This is a genomic window from Microbacterium sp. JZ101, from assembly GCF_053903175.1.
In genome coordinates this window covers 2,034,212-2,050,494 of record NZ_CP096400.1, presented here as the reverse complement: position 1 = coordinate 2,050,494, position 16,283 = coordinate 2,034,212, and the positions used below count along the sequence as shown (strand labels likewise).

16 protein-coding genes and 1 tRNA gene are annotated in these 16,283 nt (G+C 72.2%); 12 read left to right on the top strand and 5 right to left on the bottom strand.

Translation table 11 applies throughout. The features are described 5' to 3' along the window. Positions 1-474, bottom strand: coding sequence for an Lrp/AsnC family transcriptional regulator (locus tag M1D56_RS09640; RefSeq protein WP_271172121.1), 474 nt, complete (start codon positions 472-474; stop codon positions 1-3). A gap of 135 nt (positions 475-609) precedes the next feature. On the opposite strand from M1D56_RS09640, the gene M1D56_RS09635 reads away from it, so the two are divergent. Further along, positions 610-1,719, top strand: coding sequence for a polysaccharide deacetylase family protein (locus M1D56_RS09635; protein ID WP_456283404.1), 1,110 nt, complete (start codon positions 610-612; stop codon positions 1,717-1,719). A gap of 46 nt (positions 1,720-1,765) precedes the next feature. Here the strand turns inward: M1D56_RS09635 and M1D56_RS09630 are convergent, their stop codons facing one another. After that, positions 1,766-2,341 (bottom strand): histidine phosphatase family protein, encoded by a 576-nt coding sequence (locus M1D56_RS09630; RefSeq protein WP_324014535.1) that lies wholly within the window; start codon positions 2,339-2,341, stop codon positions 1,766-1,768. Between the two features lie 24 nt (positions 2,342-2,365). Beyond that, positions 2,366-3,232 carry a Sir2 family NAD-dependent protein deacetylase gene (locus M1D56_RS09625; RefSeq protein WP_271172118.1) on the bottom strand — a complete coding sequence of 289 codons (867 nt, stop codon included), beginning with the start codon at positions 3,230-3,232 and terminating at the stop codon, positions 2,366-2,368. 88 nt (positions 3,233-3,320) lie between these two features. Between M1D56_RS09625 and M1D56_RS09620 the strand changes: the two genes are divergently transcribed. Further along, entirely contained in the window at positions 3,321-4,148 is an 828-nt protein-coding gene (locus M1D56_RS09620; RefSeq protein WP_456283402.1) for a TrmH family RNA methyltransferase, read from the top strand. Between the two features lie 3 nt (positions 4,149-4,151). On the opposite strand, the gene M1D56_RS09615 is transcribed toward M1D56_RS09620, so the two are convergent. Next, the gene (locus M1D56_RS09615; protein ID WP_282977987.1) at positions 4,152-4,976 is read right to left on the bottom strand and encodes an SGNH/GDSL hydrolase family protein; all 825 of its coding nucleotides are present in this window, start codon (positions 4,974-4,976) and stop codon (positions 4,152-4,154) included. Between the two features lie 138 nt (positions 4,977-5,114). Here M1D56_RS09615 and M1D56_RS09610 point away from each other — a divergent pair, with 138 nt between their 5' ends. The 5 genes from M1D56_RS09610 to M1D56_RS09590 all read left to right on the top strand — a co-directional run bounded on the left by M1D56_RS09610 (position 5,115) and on the right by M1D56_RS09590 (position 10,560). After that, positions 5,115-6,872, top strand: coding sequence for a DEAD/DEAH box helicase (locus M1D56_RS09610; RefSeq protein WP_374727734.1), 1,758 nt, complete (start codon positions 5,115-5,117; stop codon positions 6,870-6,872). Positions 6,873-6,985: 113 nt separating this feature from the next. Continuing rightward, on the top strand, positions 6,986-8,074 hold the full coding sequence (locus M1D56_RS09605) for a VIT1/CCC1 transporter family protein (RefSeq protein WP_456283401.1): 1,089 nt from the start codon (positions 6,986-6,988) through the stop codon (positions 8,072-8,074). A gap of 107 nt (positions 8,075-8,181) precedes the next feature. Next, a tRNA-Leu gene (locus M1D56_RS09600) sits at positions 8,182-8,267 on the top strand. A gap of 60 nt (positions 8,268-8,327) precedes the next feature. Further along, complete coding sequence (locus tag M1D56_RS09595) at positions 8,328-9,623, top strand: M20/M25/M40 family metallo-hydrolase (protein WP_456283399.1); 1,296 nt, start codon at positions 8,328-8,330, stop codon at positions 9,621-9,623. A gap of 103 nt (positions 9,624-9,726) precedes the next feature. Continuing rightward, entirely contained in the window at positions 9,727-10,560 is an 834-nt protein-coding gene (locus tag M1D56_RS09590; RefSeq protein WP_271172112.1) for an undecaprenyl-diphosphate phosphatase, read from the top strand. Positions 10,561-10,596: 36 nt separating this feature from the next. On the opposite strand, the gene M1D56_RS09585 is transcribed toward M1D56_RS09590, so the two are convergent. Continuing rightward, positions 10,597-11,448, bottom strand: a complete 852-nt coding sequence (locus M1D56_RS09585; RefSeq protein ID WP_271172111.1) for a PAC2 family protein — start codon at positions 11,446-11,448, stop codon at positions 10,597-10,599. A 72-nt stretch (positions 11,449-11,520) separates the two neighbouring features. On the opposite strand from M1D56_RS09585, the gene M1D56_RS09580 reads away from it, so the two are divergent. Genes M1D56_RS09580 through M1D56_RS09560 form a run of 5 tightly spaced genes read left to right on the top strand, consistent with a single transcriptional unit; the run spans position 11,521 to position 16,209 of the window. Next, positions 11,521-12,189 carry an HAD family hydrolase gene (locus M1D56_RS09580; protein ID WP_282977978.1) on the top strand — a complete coding sequence of 223 codons (669 nt, stop codon included), beginning with the start codon at positions 11,521-11,523 and terminating at the stop codon, positions 12,187-12,189. A 23-nt stretch (positions 12,190-12,212) separates the two neighbouring features. Further along, positions 12,213-13,220: a tRNA (adenine-N1)-methyltransferase gene (locus M1D56_RS09575; protein WP_456283397.1), complete on the top strand. Its 1,008-nt coding sequence runs from the start codon at positions 12,213-12,215 to the stop codon at positions 13,218-13,220. 10 nt (positions 13,221-13,230) lie between these two features. After that, complete coding sequence (locus M1D56_RS09570; protein WP_324014556.1) at positions 13,231-14,214, top strand: FKBP-type peptidyl-prolyl cis-trans isomerase; 984 nt, start codon at positions 13,231-13,233, stop codon at positions 14,212-14,214. Between the two features lie 34 nt (positions 14,215-14,248). Beyond that, the gene (locus tag M1D56_RS09565) at positions 14,249-15,238 is read left to right on the top strand and encodes a helix-turn-helix transcriptional regulator (protein WP_456283396.1); all 990 of its coding nucleotides are present in this window, start codon (positions 14,249-14,251) and stop codon (positions 15,236-15,238) included. Beyond that, positions 15,235-16,209, top strand: coding sequence for a helix-turn-helix transcriptional regulator (locus M1D56_RS09560; protein ID WP_456283395.1), 975 nt, complete (start codon positions 15,235-15,237; stop codon positions 16,207-16,209). The genes M1D56_RS09565 and M1D56_RS09560 overlap by 4 nt, the downstream gene beginning before the upstream one ends. The last annotated feature ends 74 nt before the right edge of the window (positions 16,210-16,283 follow it).

Here is a 16,283-nt window from a genome sequence, read left to right as displayed (position 1 = left end):
TCAGCGCTCGCGGCGCGCGAGCTCCATGAGGCCGCTCACGCGGTAGGGGATGGCCTCGCTCATCACGAGGGACGTCTCGGTGCGCTCGACGCCCGAGACGGAGAGGATGCGGGCGTCGACGTCGAAGAGGTGGCGCGCGTCGCGGCACGCGACGAGCGCGAGCAGGTCGACCTGCCCGCTCACGCCGTAGACCTGGATGACCTCGGGGATGCGCCGCAGCTCGTCCGTGATCGCAGGGAGCTCGGGCTGGCGCACGCCGATCGACAGGAACGCCTGGAGCGGGAAGCCCAGGCCCTCGGTCGAGATCGCGCGCTCGAACGAGTGGAACACGCCCGCGCGCTCGAGGCGCGCCATGCGGGCCTGCACGGTGTTGCGGGAGAGGCGAAGGCGCTCCGCGAGCGCGACGACCGTCGCCCGCGGGTCCTCGGAGAGCGCGGCGAGGAGCTCGAGATCGACGTGATCGAGGGAGGCCATAGAGAGAGACGGTAGCACCCGGGCCGTCGCGCGATTGCGCATCCTGCTCAGTCGTTATCGGATCGATTGCGCGTGCTGGTCCGGAACCCCGGCCGACACGGCCGTGACTGCGCGAGCGGCTATCCTGACCGGGATATGAGAGCTTCCCGCCGCCGCCTCCTCGCGCTTCCCGTCGTCGCCGCGGCAGCGGTCCTCGTGCTCTCGTGCGCGCCATCCGCGCCGTCCTCGTCCTCGCCATCCGAGCCCGGTGCATCCGCCCCCGGTGCATCGGCACCGTCGAGCCCGACCGCAGCGCCCGATGCGGCCGCCGCGCTGCTCGAGGAGGCCGGCGACCCTGCCGCGTGCGCTGTCACCTTCGCGGGGGAGGGCATCGCGCTCGATCCCGTTCTCGCCACCGAGGGCGCGCACGTCGCCGAGCTGCCGCTGCCGGAGCGCGAGGGCGCGGTGTTCGCCGGCTGGTACCTCGACGCCGAGGCGGCGGCGGCCCTCGACGTCGCGCAGCGCGTGAACATCGCCGACGTCGTCTCATGCGACGAGGACCGCAGGCTCCCGCTGCACGCCGCGTGGACGACACCCGAGGAGACCGCAGCCGCCGACGTCGGGGTGCCGATCCTCATGTACCACCAGTTCACCGCCGACCCCGCCGGCGTCGACGACCCCCTCCGGCTCAACTGGGCGTACGCGGGCGACTTCGAGCAGCACATGGCCTATCTCGCCGACGAGGGCTACTACCTGCCGAGCTGGCGCGAGCTGTCGGCGTTCATCGACGGGCGGCTGCGGCTGCCCGAGCGCTCGGTCATCGTCACGGACGACGACGCGCACGCGTCCTGGTTCGACCTCGCGGTGCCCGTGCTCGACGAGCACGGCGTGCTCGCGACGTCGTTCGTCATCACGAAGTGGCGTTCGGAGCCGACGCCGTCGCCGTACGTGCTGCAGCGCTCGCACACGCACGACATGCACGATCCGGGTGCGGACGGGCGCGGACGGATGGTCAACTGGACCCCCGAGGAGATCGCCGCGGATCTGCGCACGTCGGCGGACATCCTCGGGGCGGCGGAGGTGGTCGCCTACCCGTTCGGCCATTACGACGAGCGGAGCAAGCAGGGCGTCGCCGACGCGGGTTTCGAGATGGCGGTGACGATCGAGCCGGGGTTCGTCCGTCCGGGCGCCGACAAGCTCGCCCTCCCGCGCGTGCGGATCGACTACGGGATGGGCCTCGAGGCCTTCATCGACGCCGTGAGCTGAGACGCCAGATCGGCGTGTCTCGGTTGCCGTGGGAGAGACGCGTGCGTCAGTCGGCAGGGACAGCGGAGTACGACAGGAGCGAGAGGCCCTCGTCGTCCAGGCGGAACGCGTGCTGCGACCCGTTCTCGACGCGCTCGCCGGGGCGGGGGAACTCGCCGTCCGAAGCGAGGGCGATGAGCACCCGGATGAGCGACCCGTGCGCGACCGCGATGAGCGGTCCGTCGACATGCGCGTGCGCCGCAGCGGCGTCGCGCAGCGCGGCCACGGCCCTGGTCGCAACCGCCTCGTCGCTCTCGGCGTCAGGACCCATGGCGCGGCGCTGGAGCTTCCAGAGGTCCTCCGAGGTCATGCCCTCGGCCGAGGCGTAGTCGCGCTCGACGAGCCCGTCGTACAGGGCGGGCCCCGGCACCCCCAGGACGCCGGCGATGATCTCGGCGGTCTCTCGTGCGCGGCTCAGCGGGCTCGACACGACCGCCGCGTATCCGCCGTGGCGCAGCGCCTCAGCGGCCTCGCGCGCCTGAGCGCGTCCGGTGTCGTTGAGCGGGATGTCGGTGCGGCCCTGCACGCGGCCGAGCATGTTCCAGTCGGTCTGCCCATGGCGGACGAGGGTGATGACGGTCACCCCTCGAGCCTAGGGGCACGCGCCTCAGAGAGCGCCGGATCCTCGAAGGGCCGGCAGCTCGTCGGCCAGCGCGGCGAGCACCTCGCTCGTGCCCGCGTCGACCTTCACCGTCGCGCGCCGGTCGGCGCGGGTCTCCCCGCGGTTGACGATCACGACGGGGATCCGACGACGCCGTGCGCGCTCGACGAGCCGGATGCCCGAGTTCACGACGAGCGAGGAGCCCGCCACGAGCAGGGCCCCGCTCGTGGCCACGAGCTGCTCGGCCTCCCGGAACTTCTCCGCGGGGATGAACTCGCCGAAGAACACGACCTCGGGCTTCAGGACGCCTCCGCACACCGTGCAGTCCGGGACGACGAAGCCCTCCGACGACGCGGGGAGGACATCGCCGTCCGGCCCGAGCTGCACGCGGTCCGGCACAGTGATCCAGGGGTTCTCCCGCTCGAGGCGCTCGCCGACGTCGCGGCGGTCGAACACCTGCCCGCAGTGCGTGCAGAGAACCCGGCGCATCGTGCCGTGCAGCTCGACGACCCTGCGCGATCCCGCGCGCAGGTGGAGCCCGTCGACGTTCTGGGTGACGACGCCCGTGGCGACCCCCGTGCGCTCGAGAGCGGCGATCGCGGCGTGCCCCGCGTTGGGCTCGGCGGCCGCGAACGCCTTCCAGCCGAGGTGCGATCCGACCCAGTAGCGCCGCCGCGCCGCCTCGTCGGAGAGGAACGTCTGCGCCGTCATCGGCGTGCGGCGGGGCGCACCCTCGCCGCGGTAGTCGGGGATGCCGGAGTCCGTCGACACGCCGGCACCGGTCAGCACGGCGATGCGGCGCCCCGCGAGCACCTCGATCGCCTGCCGGACGCCGGCGGCCGCGCCCGCGTCGATCCGCTCGGTGAGAACCATGGAGCCTCCTCGTGGCCGAGTCTAGGCGCGCTGTCTTTCGCGGAGGTTACGGACGGCTCATCCCGCGCCCGGATGGGACGATGGACGGATGATCCTGCACCCGATCGACGACCCCGCCGACGAGCGCCTCGCCGACTACCGCGACCTCACCGACGTGGCGCTGCGCCGCGTCAGCGAGCCCGAGCGCGGCCTCTACATGGCCGAGTCCGCGAAGGTGCTCGGCCGTGCGCTCGCCGCGGGCCACGCGCCGCGGTCGGTGCTCACGGCGCGCAAGTGGCTTCCGGACGTCGAACGGCTCGTGGGCGATCGGGATGTCCCGGTGTACGTCGTCCCCGACGAGGTCGCCGAGCAGGTGACGGGGTTCGCGGTGCACCGGGGCATGCTCGCGGCCATGCAGCGTCCTGAGCCGCCCGCGGTCGCCGAGGTGCTCGCTCACGCGAGGACAGTGCTCGTACTCGAGGACATCGTCGACCACACCAACGTCGGCGCCGCCTTCCGCGCGGCCGCAGGTCTCGGTGCGGACGCCGTGCTCGTGACGCCGCGGTGCGCGGACCCGCTCTACCGTCGCAGCGTGCGGGTGAGCATGGGAACGGTGTTCCAGGTGCCCTGGACGCGGCTGCCGGAGTGGGCGCCTCGGGAGGGCGTGGGCGCGCGCGAGCTGCTCACCGCGTCGGGCTTCCACCTGGCCGCCATGGCGCTCGCCGACGACGCGGTGCCGCTCGATGCCTTCGCCGCCCGCCGCCCGGAGCGGGTCGCGTTCGCGATGGGCTCCGAGGGCGACGGGCTCAGCCGTCGCGCGCTCGCAGCGGCCGACACCGTCGTGACGATCCCCATGGCGGGCGGCGTCGACTCGCTCAACGTCGCGTCGGCGGCTGCGGTGGCGCTGTGGGCGCTGCAGCACCCGCCCGCCGGCTGACGGTCAGTCCTCCGCGATCGAGACCGGGCCGGGCTGCGGGCGCTTCGCCGAGACGAAGTCTCCCGAGGACTGATGGCGGAGCCGCCGCAGCACCCACGGGACGAGGTGGCTGCGGGCCCATACGAGATCGTTCTGCCGCGCAGCCCGCCAGGAGGTCGCGGGCCGCGGGTCGGGCTGGAGCGGCTGCAGATCGTTCGGGACGTTGAGCGCGCGCAGCACCATGCGGGCGACCTCGTGGTGCCCGAGCGGGTTCATGTGCAGCCGGTCGGCCGCGAAGAAGCGCGGATCCTGGATCTCCTTGAGCGCCCACTGGTCGGCGACGACGCAGTCGTGGCGGTCGGCGATCGCCCGGATGTTCTCGTTGTAGATCGCGATCTTGCCGCGGAACGGGCGGAAGACCGGCGTCCACGCGACGTCGATCCCGGTGAAGACGACGATCGTCGCGCCCTGAGAGCCCAGGCGCTCGACGGCTGCCTCGAACTGGGCGGCGATCGCGTCGGGATCGGTGCCGGGGCGGATGACGTCGTTGCCGCCCGCGCAGAACGTCACGAGGTCGGGGCGCAGCGCGATCGCCGGCTCGACCTGCTCGTCGACGATCTGGCCGATGAGGCGCCCGCGCACGGCGAGGTTGGCGTAGGCGAAGTCGTCGACCTGCGTCGCGAGCACCTCGGCGACGCGATCCGCCCATCCGCGATGGCCGCCCGGCGCCGCAGGATCCGGGTCGCCGATCCCCTCGGTGAACGAGTCGCCGAGAGCGACATAGCGCCGCCAGGGGTGGACTCCCTCGTTGTCGGCCGCCGCCATCCGCGTCTCGTCGCCCGTCGCCATGGTCCCTCGCCTCCGTGCCTCGTCCGCGCCTATCGAGACTAGTCCCGGTCGTCGAGACCAGCGCACCCCGCACCGGTTTCGGCGCCCGGGGCTAGTCTCGACGAACGCTGGAGATCGTGTCCGCGGCACCGTCTAGGGTTGATCCCCGTGCTGAGTCCGTCCTATCCGCAGAGAGCTCCCTGGGGGACGGCGGGCAAGCTGCGCGCGTGGCAGCAGGAGGCGCTCGACATCTACTTCGCGCAGCCCGACCGCCGTGACTTCCTCGTCGCCGCCACCCCCGGCGCCGGCAAGACGACCTTCGCGCTGACCCTCGCGAACGAGCTGCGCCATCGCGGCGAGGTCGATCGGATCATCGTCGTGTGCCCGACCGAGCACCTCAAGACGCAGTGGGCCGACGCCGCGGCGCGCGTGAGCATCCGCCTCGATCCCGAGTTCAAGAACAGCCACTGGCAGCCCGCGCGCCACTATCACGGGGTCGTCGTGACCTATGCGCAGGTCGCGATGAAGCCCGAGGTGCATCGCGAGCTCACGAAGAGCGCGCGCACGCTCGTCATCCTCGACGAGGTGCATCACGGCGGTGACGCCCTCAGCTGGGGCGACGGCATCCGCGAGGCGTACACGCCCGCGGTCCGGCGCCTCTCCCTCAGCGGAACGCCGTTCCGCAGCGACGAGGCGCCGATCCCGTTCGTCGAGTACGCGCCCGACGCACAGGGCCTGCGCACCTCGATCACCGACTACAGCTACGGATACGGCCGCGCGCTCGCCGACGGCGTCGTGCGCCCCGTACTCTTCCATGTCTACTCGGGCCACATGACCTGGCGCACGAAGGCCGGAGACGAGCTCGAGGCGCACCTGGGCCAGGACAACACGAAGGACATCACGTCGCAGGCGTGGCGGACGGCGCTCGATCCGAACGGCGACTGGATGCCCGCTGTCCTGCGCTCCGCGGACAAGCGGCTCACCGAGATCCGGCACCACGTGCCCGATGCGGGCGGCCTCGTCATCGCCACCGACCAGACGAACGCCCGCGCGTACGCGAAGATCCTGCACGAGATCACGGGCCAGCGCCCGACGGTCGTGCTCTCCGACGAGGCCGAGGCATCGAGCCGCATCGAGCAGTTCTCCGCGAACACCACGCGCTGGATGGTCGCGGTGCGGATGGTGTCGGAGGGCGTCGACGTGCCGCGGCTCGCGGTCGGGGTCTACGCGACGTCGTCGTCGACCCCGCTGTTCTTCGCGCAGGCGATCGGGCGCTTCGTGCGCGCTCGCCGCAGGGGAGAGGCCGCGAGCGTCTTCCTGCCGAACATCCCCGTGCTCATGGCCCTCGCGACCGAGATGGAGCGGCAGCGCGACCACGTCCTCGACCGCGGCGAGAAGGACGAGGACGGGCTCGACGACGCGCTGCTCGAGGCGGCGGAGCGCGGCGACAAGGCGTCCGACGCGCTCACGCAGGAGTTCGAGTTCCAGTCGCTCGGCTCCGTCGCGCACTTCGACAGCGTCGTGTTCGAGGGGCAGCAGTTCGGACAGCTCGCGGAACCGGGAACCGACGAGGAGCTCGAGTTCATCGGGCTGCCAGGCCTGCTCGAGCCCGAGCACGTGCACGAGCTGCTCATGCAGCGGCAGAGCCGCCAGTCGAAGCACCGGGAGGCGCGCGAGGCGCGCACGCAGTCGACGGGGGAGGAGACGACCCTCCCCGCTCCGCTGCACCGCACCCTCAAGGAGCAGCGCCAGCTGCTGAACAGCCTCGTGGGCGTCTACGCGCGCCAGTCGGGCGAGCCGCATGGCGCGATCCACGCCTGGCTCCGGAAGACGTGCGGCGGTCCGGCCGTCGCACAGGCGACCGTCGCGCAGCTGCAGAAGCGCATCGACACGCTTCGCCGGCGCGTGCACAGCTGAGGCTCGTTCGGCGCTCCGAAATGCTGTCAATCCGCGTCCTGACGCGGTGACGCGGCGGGCCGCGAACTAGCGTGGAGGCATCCCCCCTCACCTCTCCACGAAGGAGCCCGACGTTGGCCGCGCCCTCCGACCATCCGCTCGCCCCGACCCCAGCCGACCGCCGCAGGTGGGCGCAGTACCTCGTCGACGAGCGCGCGGAGGCCGCCGTCTACGAGCAGCTCGCGCGGCGGCGCTCGGGCGAGGAGAGGGAGATCCTCCTCGCCCTCGCGGAGGCCGAGGGGCGCCATGAGGCGCACTGGGTCGAGCTGCTGGGCGGCGAGCCGTCGAAGCTGCCGTCCGCGAGCGTGCGCACGCGCCTGCTCGGGTGGATGGCCGGGCGCTTCGGCTCGGTGTTCGTGCTCGCTCTCGCGCAGAACGCCGAGGCGCGCTCGCCCTACGACAGCGAGCCGTCGGCGACCGCGGCGATGCGCGCCGACGAGAAGATCCACCACGAGGTCGTGCGCGGCCTCGCCGCGAAGGGGCGCCGTCGGCTGTCCGGCACGTTCCGCGCGGCCGTCTTCGGCGCCAACGACGGGCTCGTCAGCAACTTCGCCCTGGTCCTCGGGATCGGAGCGGCCGGGGTCGCCCCCGAGTTCGTGCTGCTGAGCGGCATCGCGGGACTCCTCGCGGGGGCGCTCTCCATGGGCGCCGGGGAGTTCGTGTCGGTCCGCTCGCAGCGCGAGCTGCTCGAGTCGACGGAGCCGAGCGGCTACGCCGACGGGGGTCTGCCCGATCTCGACCTCGAGGCGAACGAGCTCGCGCTCGTCTACCGGGCGCGCGGCCTCGGCGAGCAGGAGGCGCTTGAGCGCGCGCGCACCGTCATCGAGGATGCGAAGCGCGGCAGCATGCCCGCTCGCGCGCGGCACGGCGACGCCCACGAGGTCGTCGGCGGGGCGTGGCGCGCCGCGCTCTCGAGCTTCCTCTTCTTCGCGTCGGGTGCGATCATCCCGGTCCTGCCGTGGCTGCTCGGGCTCGGTGGACTGCCCGCGGTGCTGCTCGCCCTCGTCCTCGTCGGGATCGCGCTCATGCTGACCGGTGCGACGGTCGGCCTCCTGTCCGGGGGATCGCCGCTTCGGCGCGGCCTGCGGCAGCTCGGCATCGGCTTCGGGGCGGCCGCCGTGACGTATCTGCTCGGTCTCCTGTTCGGCGTGTCGCTCGGGTGACGCGCCCGGGGTGCGCCCCGGTTCGTCGGGGTCCCGGAGGGGTGGTAATGTTGTCTCTCGGTTCGGGAAACGGAGTGAGAAGCTCCGGAGAACGGATCACACCCAATGCGCGGGTGGCGGAATAGGTAGACGCGCTAGCTTGAGGTGCTAGTGCCCGTATTAGGGCGTGGGGGTTCAAGTCCCCCCTCGCGCACAGCGGAAGGCCCCGGTCGAGAGACCGGGGCCTTCGCCGTTTCCGGGTAGCGTGGAGCGCATGCCCGAAGCCGAGATCCCCGAAGTCGCCCGCATCGCCGCCGATCTCATCCGGATCGACACGACGAACTTCGGCGGCGGCGACGCGAGGGGCGAGCGCGAGGCGGCCGAGTACGTGGGCACCTACCTCGAAGGCCTCGGCCTCGAGACCGCGTACCACGAGCCGATCCCGCGCCGCACGAACGTCTGCGCGCGCGTGCGGGGGCGCAATCCCGACAAGCCGGCGCTCGTGCTGCACGGGCACCTCGACGTCGTGCCGGCGATGGCCGACGACTGGTCGGTCGATCCGTTCGCGGGCGAGATCCGCGACGGCATGCTCTGGGGTCGCGGCGCGGTCGACATGAAGAACATGGACGCGATGATCCTCACGTCGGTCGCCGAGCTGCTGCGCGCGGGGGAGCAGCCCGAGCGCGACCTCGTGCTCGCGTTCTTCGCCGACGAGGAGAACGGCGGCGTCGAGGGGTCCCAGCTCGTCGTGCGCGACCGCCCCGAGTGGTTCGACGGCGCCACGGAGGCGATCAGCGAGGTCGGCGGGTACTCGATCCCCGTGGGCGACCGCAGCGCCTATCTCCTGCAGGTCGGCGAGAAGGCCCTCATGTGGGTCACGCTGGTCGCCCGCGGACGCGCGGGGCACGGCAGCAGGTTCCACCCCGAGAACGCCGTCACGCGGCTCGCCGAGGCCGTCGCGGCCCTTGGTGCGCGCACCTGGCCGGTCGAGCTCACCGAGACGACCCGCCGCCTGCTCGAGGGGATCGGGGAGATCACGGGCGACCCCACGCGCGACCCCGACGCGCTCGCTGCGCACACGGGCCCGGCCGAGGCCTTCGTGAAGTCGACGTTCCGCACGGTCGCCAACCCCACGGGGCTCACCGCCGGGTACAAGCACAACGTGATCCCCGACGCGGCCTCCGCGACCGTGGACATCCGCGTCCTCCCCGGATCGGAGGACGCCGTCCTCGCGGAGGTCCAGCGCATCGTCGGCCCCGACATCGAGATCCGGATGTTCCTGCGCGACATCGGCATGGAGATCCCGTTCGAGGGCCCGCTCGTCGAGGCCATGGTCGGCGCCCTCGGGCGGCACGATCCCGGCGTCCCCGTGCTGCCGTACCTGCTCGGCGCGGGCACGGACAACAAGGCGCTCTCGACGATCGGCATCGCCGGCTACGGCTTCGCCCCGCTGCGGCTGCCGCGCGACCTCGACTTCACGGGGATGTTCCACGGGGTCGACGAGCGCGTCCCGGTCGACGCCCTGGAGTTCGGCCAGCGGGTGCTGACCGACCTCATCCGTACGTACTAGCCGCGCTCCCCGGTCATCCGGGAGTCTGACGCGATCATCAGCAGCCGTCGCCTAAAGTCGTGACGTCGCGCGCTCCGCCGCGGCATCGCGAGAGAAAGACCCCATGTCGTTCATCGAAGCCATCATCCTCGGGCTCGTGCAGGGCCTGACCGAGTTCCTCCCGATCTCCTCGAGCGCGCACATCCGCGTCGTCGGCGAGTTCCTGCCGTCTGCATCGGACCCGGGAGCGACCTTCACCGCGATCACCCAGATCGGCACCGAGCTCGCGGTGCTCGTGTACTTCTGGAAGAAGATCGTCCACATCGTGAAGCAGTGGGCCCTGTCTCTGTCCGGACGCGTGCCGCGCAACGACCCGGACGCGCGGATGGGATGGCTCGTCATCATCGGCACGCTCCCGATCGGCGTGCTCGGCTTCCTCTTCCAGGACGTCATCCGCGACGTCTTCCGCAACCTCTGGCTCGTCGCGACCGTCCTCATCGTCTTCGGCATCATCCTCGGTCTCGCCGACCGCTACGGGCGTCGCGAGCGCGACATGGCGCACATCACCTATCCGCACGGGCTCACGCTCGGCGTCGCGCAGGCGCTCGCGCTCATCCCCGGCGTGTCGCGTTCGGGGGCCACGACGACCGCCGCTCGCGCGCTCGGCTACAACCGCACGGCGGCGGCCGAGTTCTCCTTCCTGCTCGCCGTCCCCGCGGTCTTCGGCAGCGGCCTCTACGAGCTCATGCACGCGCTCACCGAGCCCGGCGAGCAGGGCTACGGGATGGCCGAGACGCTCGTCGCGACAGTGATCGCGTTCGTCGTGGGCTGGATCGTCATCGCGTACCTCATGCGGTACCTCAAGCGCGGCAGCTTCCTGCCGTTCGTGCTGTACCGCGTGGGCCTCGGCCTCGTGCTGTTCGCCCTGCTCGCGACCGGCGTCCTCACCGCGTACTGATCGGGAAGGGGCGCCCAGGTGCGGCGCCCCTTCCGCTCAGCGGCGGCCGTCGCGTCCGTCGCGCGGGTCGTCGCGGTGGAGGTACCGCTCGAACGCCTTCGCGATCGCGTCGCCCGATGCGTCGGGCGAGTCCACGGTGTCGCGCGTCTGCTCGAGCTGGCGGATGTACTCGCTCATCTCCTCGTCGTCCGCGGCCGCCGCGTCGATCGTGGCCTCCCACGCGGCGGCGTCGGTCGCGAGGGTCCCCTTGGGGACGATCGCGCCCGTGAGCTCCTCGAGTCGCGTGAGCAGTGCGAGCGTCGCCTTGGGCGACGGCGTCGCGCCCGCGACGTAGTGCGGCACGCTCGCCCACAGCGACAGCGTCGGGATGCCCGCGCGCTCGGCGGCGTCGCCGAGCACGGTCAGGATGCCGACCGGCCCCTCGTACGTCGAGCGCTCGAGGCCCAGCTGCGCCCGGACCTCGGCGTTCTCGCTGCTTGCGAACACCGAGATCGGCCGCGTGTGCGGCACATCCGACATCATCGATCCGAGCGTCACGAGGCCCGTGATGCCCTCCGTGAGCGCGCGGTCGACGAACTCGCTCGCGAACGAGCGCCACGCGCGGGCCGGCTCGCTTCCCGTGATCGTCCAGAACCACACGTCGCCGGTGCCCTGCTCGGGGCGGTGCAGCGTCGCCTCGGGCCAGCGGAGGCTGCGGCCGCCCTCCCCGTCGGACTCGATCTGCGGCCGCGTGTACTGGTAGTCGAAGTAGAGCTCGGGGTCGACCGAGAACGCGGGTCTGAGGTCGGCCTCCTCGCGCAGCTGCCGCACGGCTCCCGTGGCGGCTTCTCCGGCGTCGTTCCAGCCGTCGAAGGCGGCGACGATGATCCTGCGTCCGAGTGTCTGCACCGGGTTCCCTCCTCCCGCAGCGCGGGTGTCCGTCCAGGTTAGTCCCGGATGCCGCCCCAGTAGGCTGAACCGGTGACAGTGAAGCAGCCCCACGCCGTGCTCTGGGACATGGATGGCACCCTCATCGACTCCGAGCCGTACTGGATGGCCGCGGAGACGCCGCTCGTGGAGAGCTTCGGCGGCACGTGGGACCACGAGCAGGCTCTGCAGCTCGTGGGCCTCGGCCTGCACGACGCCGCGCGCGTCCTGCAGGGAGCGGGCGTGCGGATGGAGGTCGACGCGATCGTCGAGCACCTCACCGACGACGTGCTGCGCCAGATGGGCGAGCTCGGCGTCCCCTTCCGCCCTGGCGCGCAGGAGCTCCTGCGCGAGCTGCGCGCGGCCGGCGTGAAGACCGCGCTCGTCACGATGTCGATGCACCGCATGGCAGCCGCGATCGTCGAGCTGCTCGAGTTCGACGCCTTCGACCTCGTGCTCGGCGGAGACGACGTGCCGATGCCGAAGCCGCACCCCGACCCGTACCTGCGCGCCGCCGAGCTGCTCGACGTCGACATCGCCCACACGGTCGCGATCGAGGACTCGCCGAACGGCCTGCGCGCCGCCGTCTCGTCGGGCGCCGTGTCGCTCGGAGTGCCGCACTTCGTCGGTCTCGACGGCGTCGGCGCACACGAGCTGTGGCCGACCCTCGAGGGCCGCGGCATCGCCGACATCACCGCGCTGTACAGCGCCCACCGCTCCTGACCCCCATCTCCCGGAGGACACCCATGACCGCGCCTCGCGGCCCCTTCCGCTTCGGCGACCGTGTGCAGCTCACCGGCCCGAAGGGCAAGATGCACACCATCACGCTCCGCGAACGCGGCGAGCTCCACACCCATCACGGCGTGCTCCGGCACGAGCAGCTCGTCGGCCAGCCCGACGGCTCGGTCGTGGAGAACTCGAGCGGACACGAGTACCTCGCGCTGCGGCCCCTGCTCCGCGACTTCGTGATGTCGATGCCGCGCGGCGCCGCGATCGTCTACCCCAAGGACGCGGCGGCGATCGTCGCGCAGGCCGACATCTTCCCCGGCGCGGTCGTCGTCGAGGCCGGCGTCGGCTCGGGAGCGCTGTCGCTGTCGCTGCTGCGTGCGGTGGGAGCGTCCGGACGGCTCATCTCGTTCGAACGGCGCATGGAGTTCGCCGAGGTCGCGATGGCGAACGTCGAGACCTTCTTCGGCGAGCGCCCTGCGCACTGGTCGGTCGTCGAGGGCGATCTCGCCGAGGCGCTCCCCGGCGCGGTCGAGCCGGGCAGCGTCGACCGCGTCGTGCTCGACATGCTCGCACCGTGGGAGGTGCTCGAGCCGGTCGCCGACGCGCTCGCTCCCGGCGGCGTCGTCATCTGCTACGTCGCGACCGCGACGCAGCTGTCGCGCGTGGCCGAGTTCCTGCGCGGGCTGGGCTGCTTCACGGAGCCGGAGGCGAGCGAGACGATGGTGCGCGGATGGCACGTCGACGGGCTCGCGGTGCGACCGGATCACCGCATGGTCGCGCACACGGGCTTCCTCATCACGGCGCGCCGCCTCGCCCCGGGCGTCGTGCCCCCCGAGGTGAAGCGCAGGGCGTCGAAGAAGAGCTACACCGACGAGGACCTCGAGATCTGGACCCCCGGCGCCGTCGGGGACCGCGACATCACCGACAAGAACCTCCGCAAGCGGGTGCGCGAGGCGCAGCGCGCGGCGGAGGGCGCTCGCCTCGCGGCCGGTGCGGTGTCGGGGGAGGGCGAGCAGGGTGCTTAGACTGATGCCCGTGCGCAAGACCCCCGCTCTCCTCTCCGTCGCCGCCCTGACCACGCTCGCCCTGGCCGGCTGCAGCCCCGTCGGAGGATCCGGCGCATCGTCGTGCGACCGTGCAGAGGGCGCCGACCCGACGCTTCCCGACCTCGTCCAGGTCGACGGAGCACTCGACGAGGCGCCGCAGGTCGACATGCGGTCGCCGTTCCACGTCGACGAGACGGCGTATGCCGACGTCGAGGTGGGCGACGGCCCCGCCATCGCGACGATGGACCAGGCCGGCGTGCTCGACATGACCCTCTACGACGGCACGACCGGCGAGATGATCATCGGCACGTCGTACTCGGGCGACCTCTCGAGCGTCGGCGCCCTGTCGCAGTGGACCACGCAGTTCCCGGGCCTCGAGGACGCGCTCGAATGCGCGACCGAGGGCTCGCGCGTGATCGCCGCGCTCGCCGAGGACGACGTGGCCCCCGAGGCGCGGCAGACGTACGCCCAGGCGGGCTTCCCGCAGGAGGGCTCGATCGTCGCGGTGGTCGACGTGCGCAAGGTCTACCCGGCAGCCGCCTCGGGGACGCTCCAGTACAACGACGGGTTCGGCCTGCCGAGCGTCGTGCGCGATCCCGACGGACGCCCGGGCATCGTCGTCCCCGACGCGCCCGCGCCCGAGGAGCTCGTCGTCCAGACGCTCATCAAGGGCGACGGCGAGAAGCTGACCGCCGACGACACGCCGCTCGTGCACTACACGGGCGTCCTGTGGGACGAGAAGACGGTCTTCGACTCGTCGTGGGAGAACGGATCGCCCGTCCCGTTCCCGCTCGACGGCGTCATCGAGGGCTTCACGAAGGGCCTCGTGGGCCAGACGATCGGCTCGCAGGTCATGATCGTCGTGCCCCCGGAGCTCGGATACGGCGACGAGGGCCAGGGCACGATCCCCGGCGGCGCGACGCTCGTGTTCGTCGTGGACATCCTCGGCGTGCAGGACGCGCCCACCCCGTAGCGGGTGCGCCCCTCGCCCCGCGGGGATCCCTAGGATGGCTCTCGTGGCCGAGCGGATCCCAGCGGAAGAGCGACTGATGAATCTCGTGGTCGCCCTCGTGGCGACCGAGATCGGCCTCACGAAGCAGCAGATCCTCGACAGCGTGTCGGGGTACCGGCAGCGCGCCGGCGCGCGGTCCGACGCGCTCGACAAGATGTTCGAGCGCGACAAGGACGACCTCCGCGCGCTCGGCGTTCCCCTCGAGACCATCCCCTCGAGCACGGATCCGAACGACCTCCGCGACGCCCGGTACCGCATCCCGAAGTCGGAGTACCACCTCCCCGAGGACATCTCGTTCTCGCCGTCGGAGCTCGCCGTGCTGAGCCTCGCCGGCGAGGTGTGGAGCTCGGGATCGCTGTCGGCCGAGGCGCGCTCCGGGCTGCGGAAGATCCGCGCGCTCGGCATCGACGTGGATGAGCCGATCCTCGGCTTCGCGCCACGGCTCACGGCGCACGAGCCCGCGTTCGCGCCGCTCCAGTCGGCCATCGAGGCATCCCGCGTCGTGACGTTCGCGTACCTCAAGCCGGGGGAGGAGCGCGCACGCCGTCGGCGGCTGGCGCCCCTCGCGCTCGTCGAGTACGAGGGGCGCTGGCACGTCTACGGCCGCGACCTCGACGCGGACGCGGACCGGACGTTCCTCCTCAGCCGCATCACGGGCGACGTCGAGACGACGGCGGAGACCTTCGACCGATCCGCACGCGAGGGAGCGGGCGAGCGCGCCCTGTCCGGGCTCGAGGAGGTCGCGGCGAGGCAGCGCGCCCTCGTCGAGGTCACGCCGGGCAGCGAGGGCGCCCTCCGCCTGCTGCGCCGCGCGGCGCCCGCCGTGCAGGGCTACCGCGTCCCCTACGTCGACCGGCACATCTTCGCCGACGAGCTCGCCTCGTACGGTCCCGAGGTGCGCGTCGTGGAGCCCGCGGACCTGCGCGAGGCCGTCATCGAGCGCCTGCGCGCGGTCGCCGCGCTGCACGAGGGGGAGGCACGATGACCGTCCAGCGACCGAACCTCCTCGCGAGCGACCAGGTCCGCATCCTCCTGACGCTCGTGCCGTTCCTGTTCGAGCGCGGCGAGGTGTCCGTCGACGACGCGGCGGCCGAGTTCGACGTGACGCCGGCGCAGATGCGCCGGCTCGTGCGGCGCCTGCCGCTCATCGGACTCCCCGGCGAGGACGGCTGGTACCAGATGCCGAACGAGATGTTCGACATCGACTGGGACCTCCTCGAGGAGCACGACGTCATCCTCATCAAGGAGAAGGTCGCGCTCGACCGCGCGCCGCGGCTCACCGCGCGCGAGGCCGCCGCGCTGCTCGCGGGTCTGCAGCTCGCTCGCGGCATCCCCGGGGTCGCCGACACCGAGGTGTACGCCCGCCTCGTCGAGAAGCTCGCGCGCGGTGCGTCAGGAGCGCCCGCCGAGCTCGTCGTCGCGCCCGAGCCGGTCGACGAGGTGCGATCGCTCGTCTCGAACGCGCTCACGGCGCGGGTCGCGCTGTCGTTCACCTACCGCGCACCCGACGCCGGGCCGACGACGCGCACCGTCGACCCCATGAGCGTCCTCATCACGAACGGGCAGTGGTACCTCCAGGGATGGTGCCACCTGCGGCGCGCGGTGCGGACGTTCCATCTCGACCGGGTGAGCGAGGCGCGCCTGACCGACATCCCGATCGAGCATCGCGACGAGCACGCAGGGGAGGCGGGCTTCGGGCAGGTCGACGGCGATCAGATCGCGGTCGTGCGGTACCCCGCGGATGCCGCTGCGCTCCTCGGCGACTACCTCAGGCACGCCGAGGTGTCCGAGGAGGGCGGCACCGCGACCGCCCGCATCCGCATCGCCGACGCGCAGACGCTGCGCCGACTCGCCGCCCGGCTCGGCGGGCGGCTCGAGATCGTGTCGCCGCCGCAGGCGCGCCGCGCGGCGGCCGAGTGGGCCCGCGCGGGGCTCGCGCTGTACGGAGTCGGCTGAGCGTCCTCGAGGAAAACAGTTTCCGATCGCCGGGCCGACCTCGGCGCGTCGGGTCGACGGGCTAGAATCGCCTC

Excerpts from the sequence above, each read along its gene's own strand:
- M1D56_RS09590 (WP_271172112.1), top strand. The coding sequence starts at position 9,727 with ATGTCGTTCATCGAAGCCATCATCCTCGGGCTCGTGCAGGGCCTGACC.
- M1D56_RS09575 (WP_456283397.1), top strand. The coding sequence starts at position 12,213 with ATGACCGCGCCTCGCGGCCCCTTCCGCTTCGGCGACCGTGTGCAGCTC.
- M1D56_RS09595 (WP_456283399.1), top strand. The coding sequence starts at position 8,328 with ATGCCCGAAGCCGAGATCCCCGAAGTCGCCCGCATCGCCGCCGATCTC.
- M1D56_RS09565 (WP_456283396.1), top strand. The coding sequence starts at position 14,249 with ATGGCTCTCGTGGCCGAGCGGATCCCAGCGGAAGAGCGACTGATGAAT.
- M1D56_RS09635 (WP_456283404.1), top strand. The coding sequence starts at position 610 with ATGAGAGCTTCCCGCCGCCGCCTCCTCGCGCTTCCCGTCGTCGCCGCG.
- M1D56_RS09640 (WP_271172121.1), bottom strand. The coding sequence starts at position 474 with ATGGCCTCCCTCGATCACGTCGATCTCGAGCTCCTCGCCGCGCTCTCC.
- M1D56_RS09615 (WP_282977987.1), bottom strand. The coding sequence starts at position 4,976 with ATGGCGACGGGCGACGAGACGCGGATGGCGGCGGCCGACAACGAGGGA.
- M1D56_RS09560 (WP_456283395.1), top strand. The coding sequence starts at position 15,235 with ATGACCGTCCAGCGACCGAACCTCCTCGCGAGCGACCAGGTCCGCATC.
- M1D56_RS09625 (WP_271172118.1), bottom strand. The coding sequence starts at position 3,232 with ATGGTTCTCACCGAGCGGATCGACGCGGGCGCGGCCGCCGGCGTCCGG.
- M1D56_RS09620 (WP_456283402.1), top strand. The coding sequence starts at position 3,321 with ATGATCCTGCACCCGATCGACGACCCCGCCGACGAGCGCCTCGCCGAC.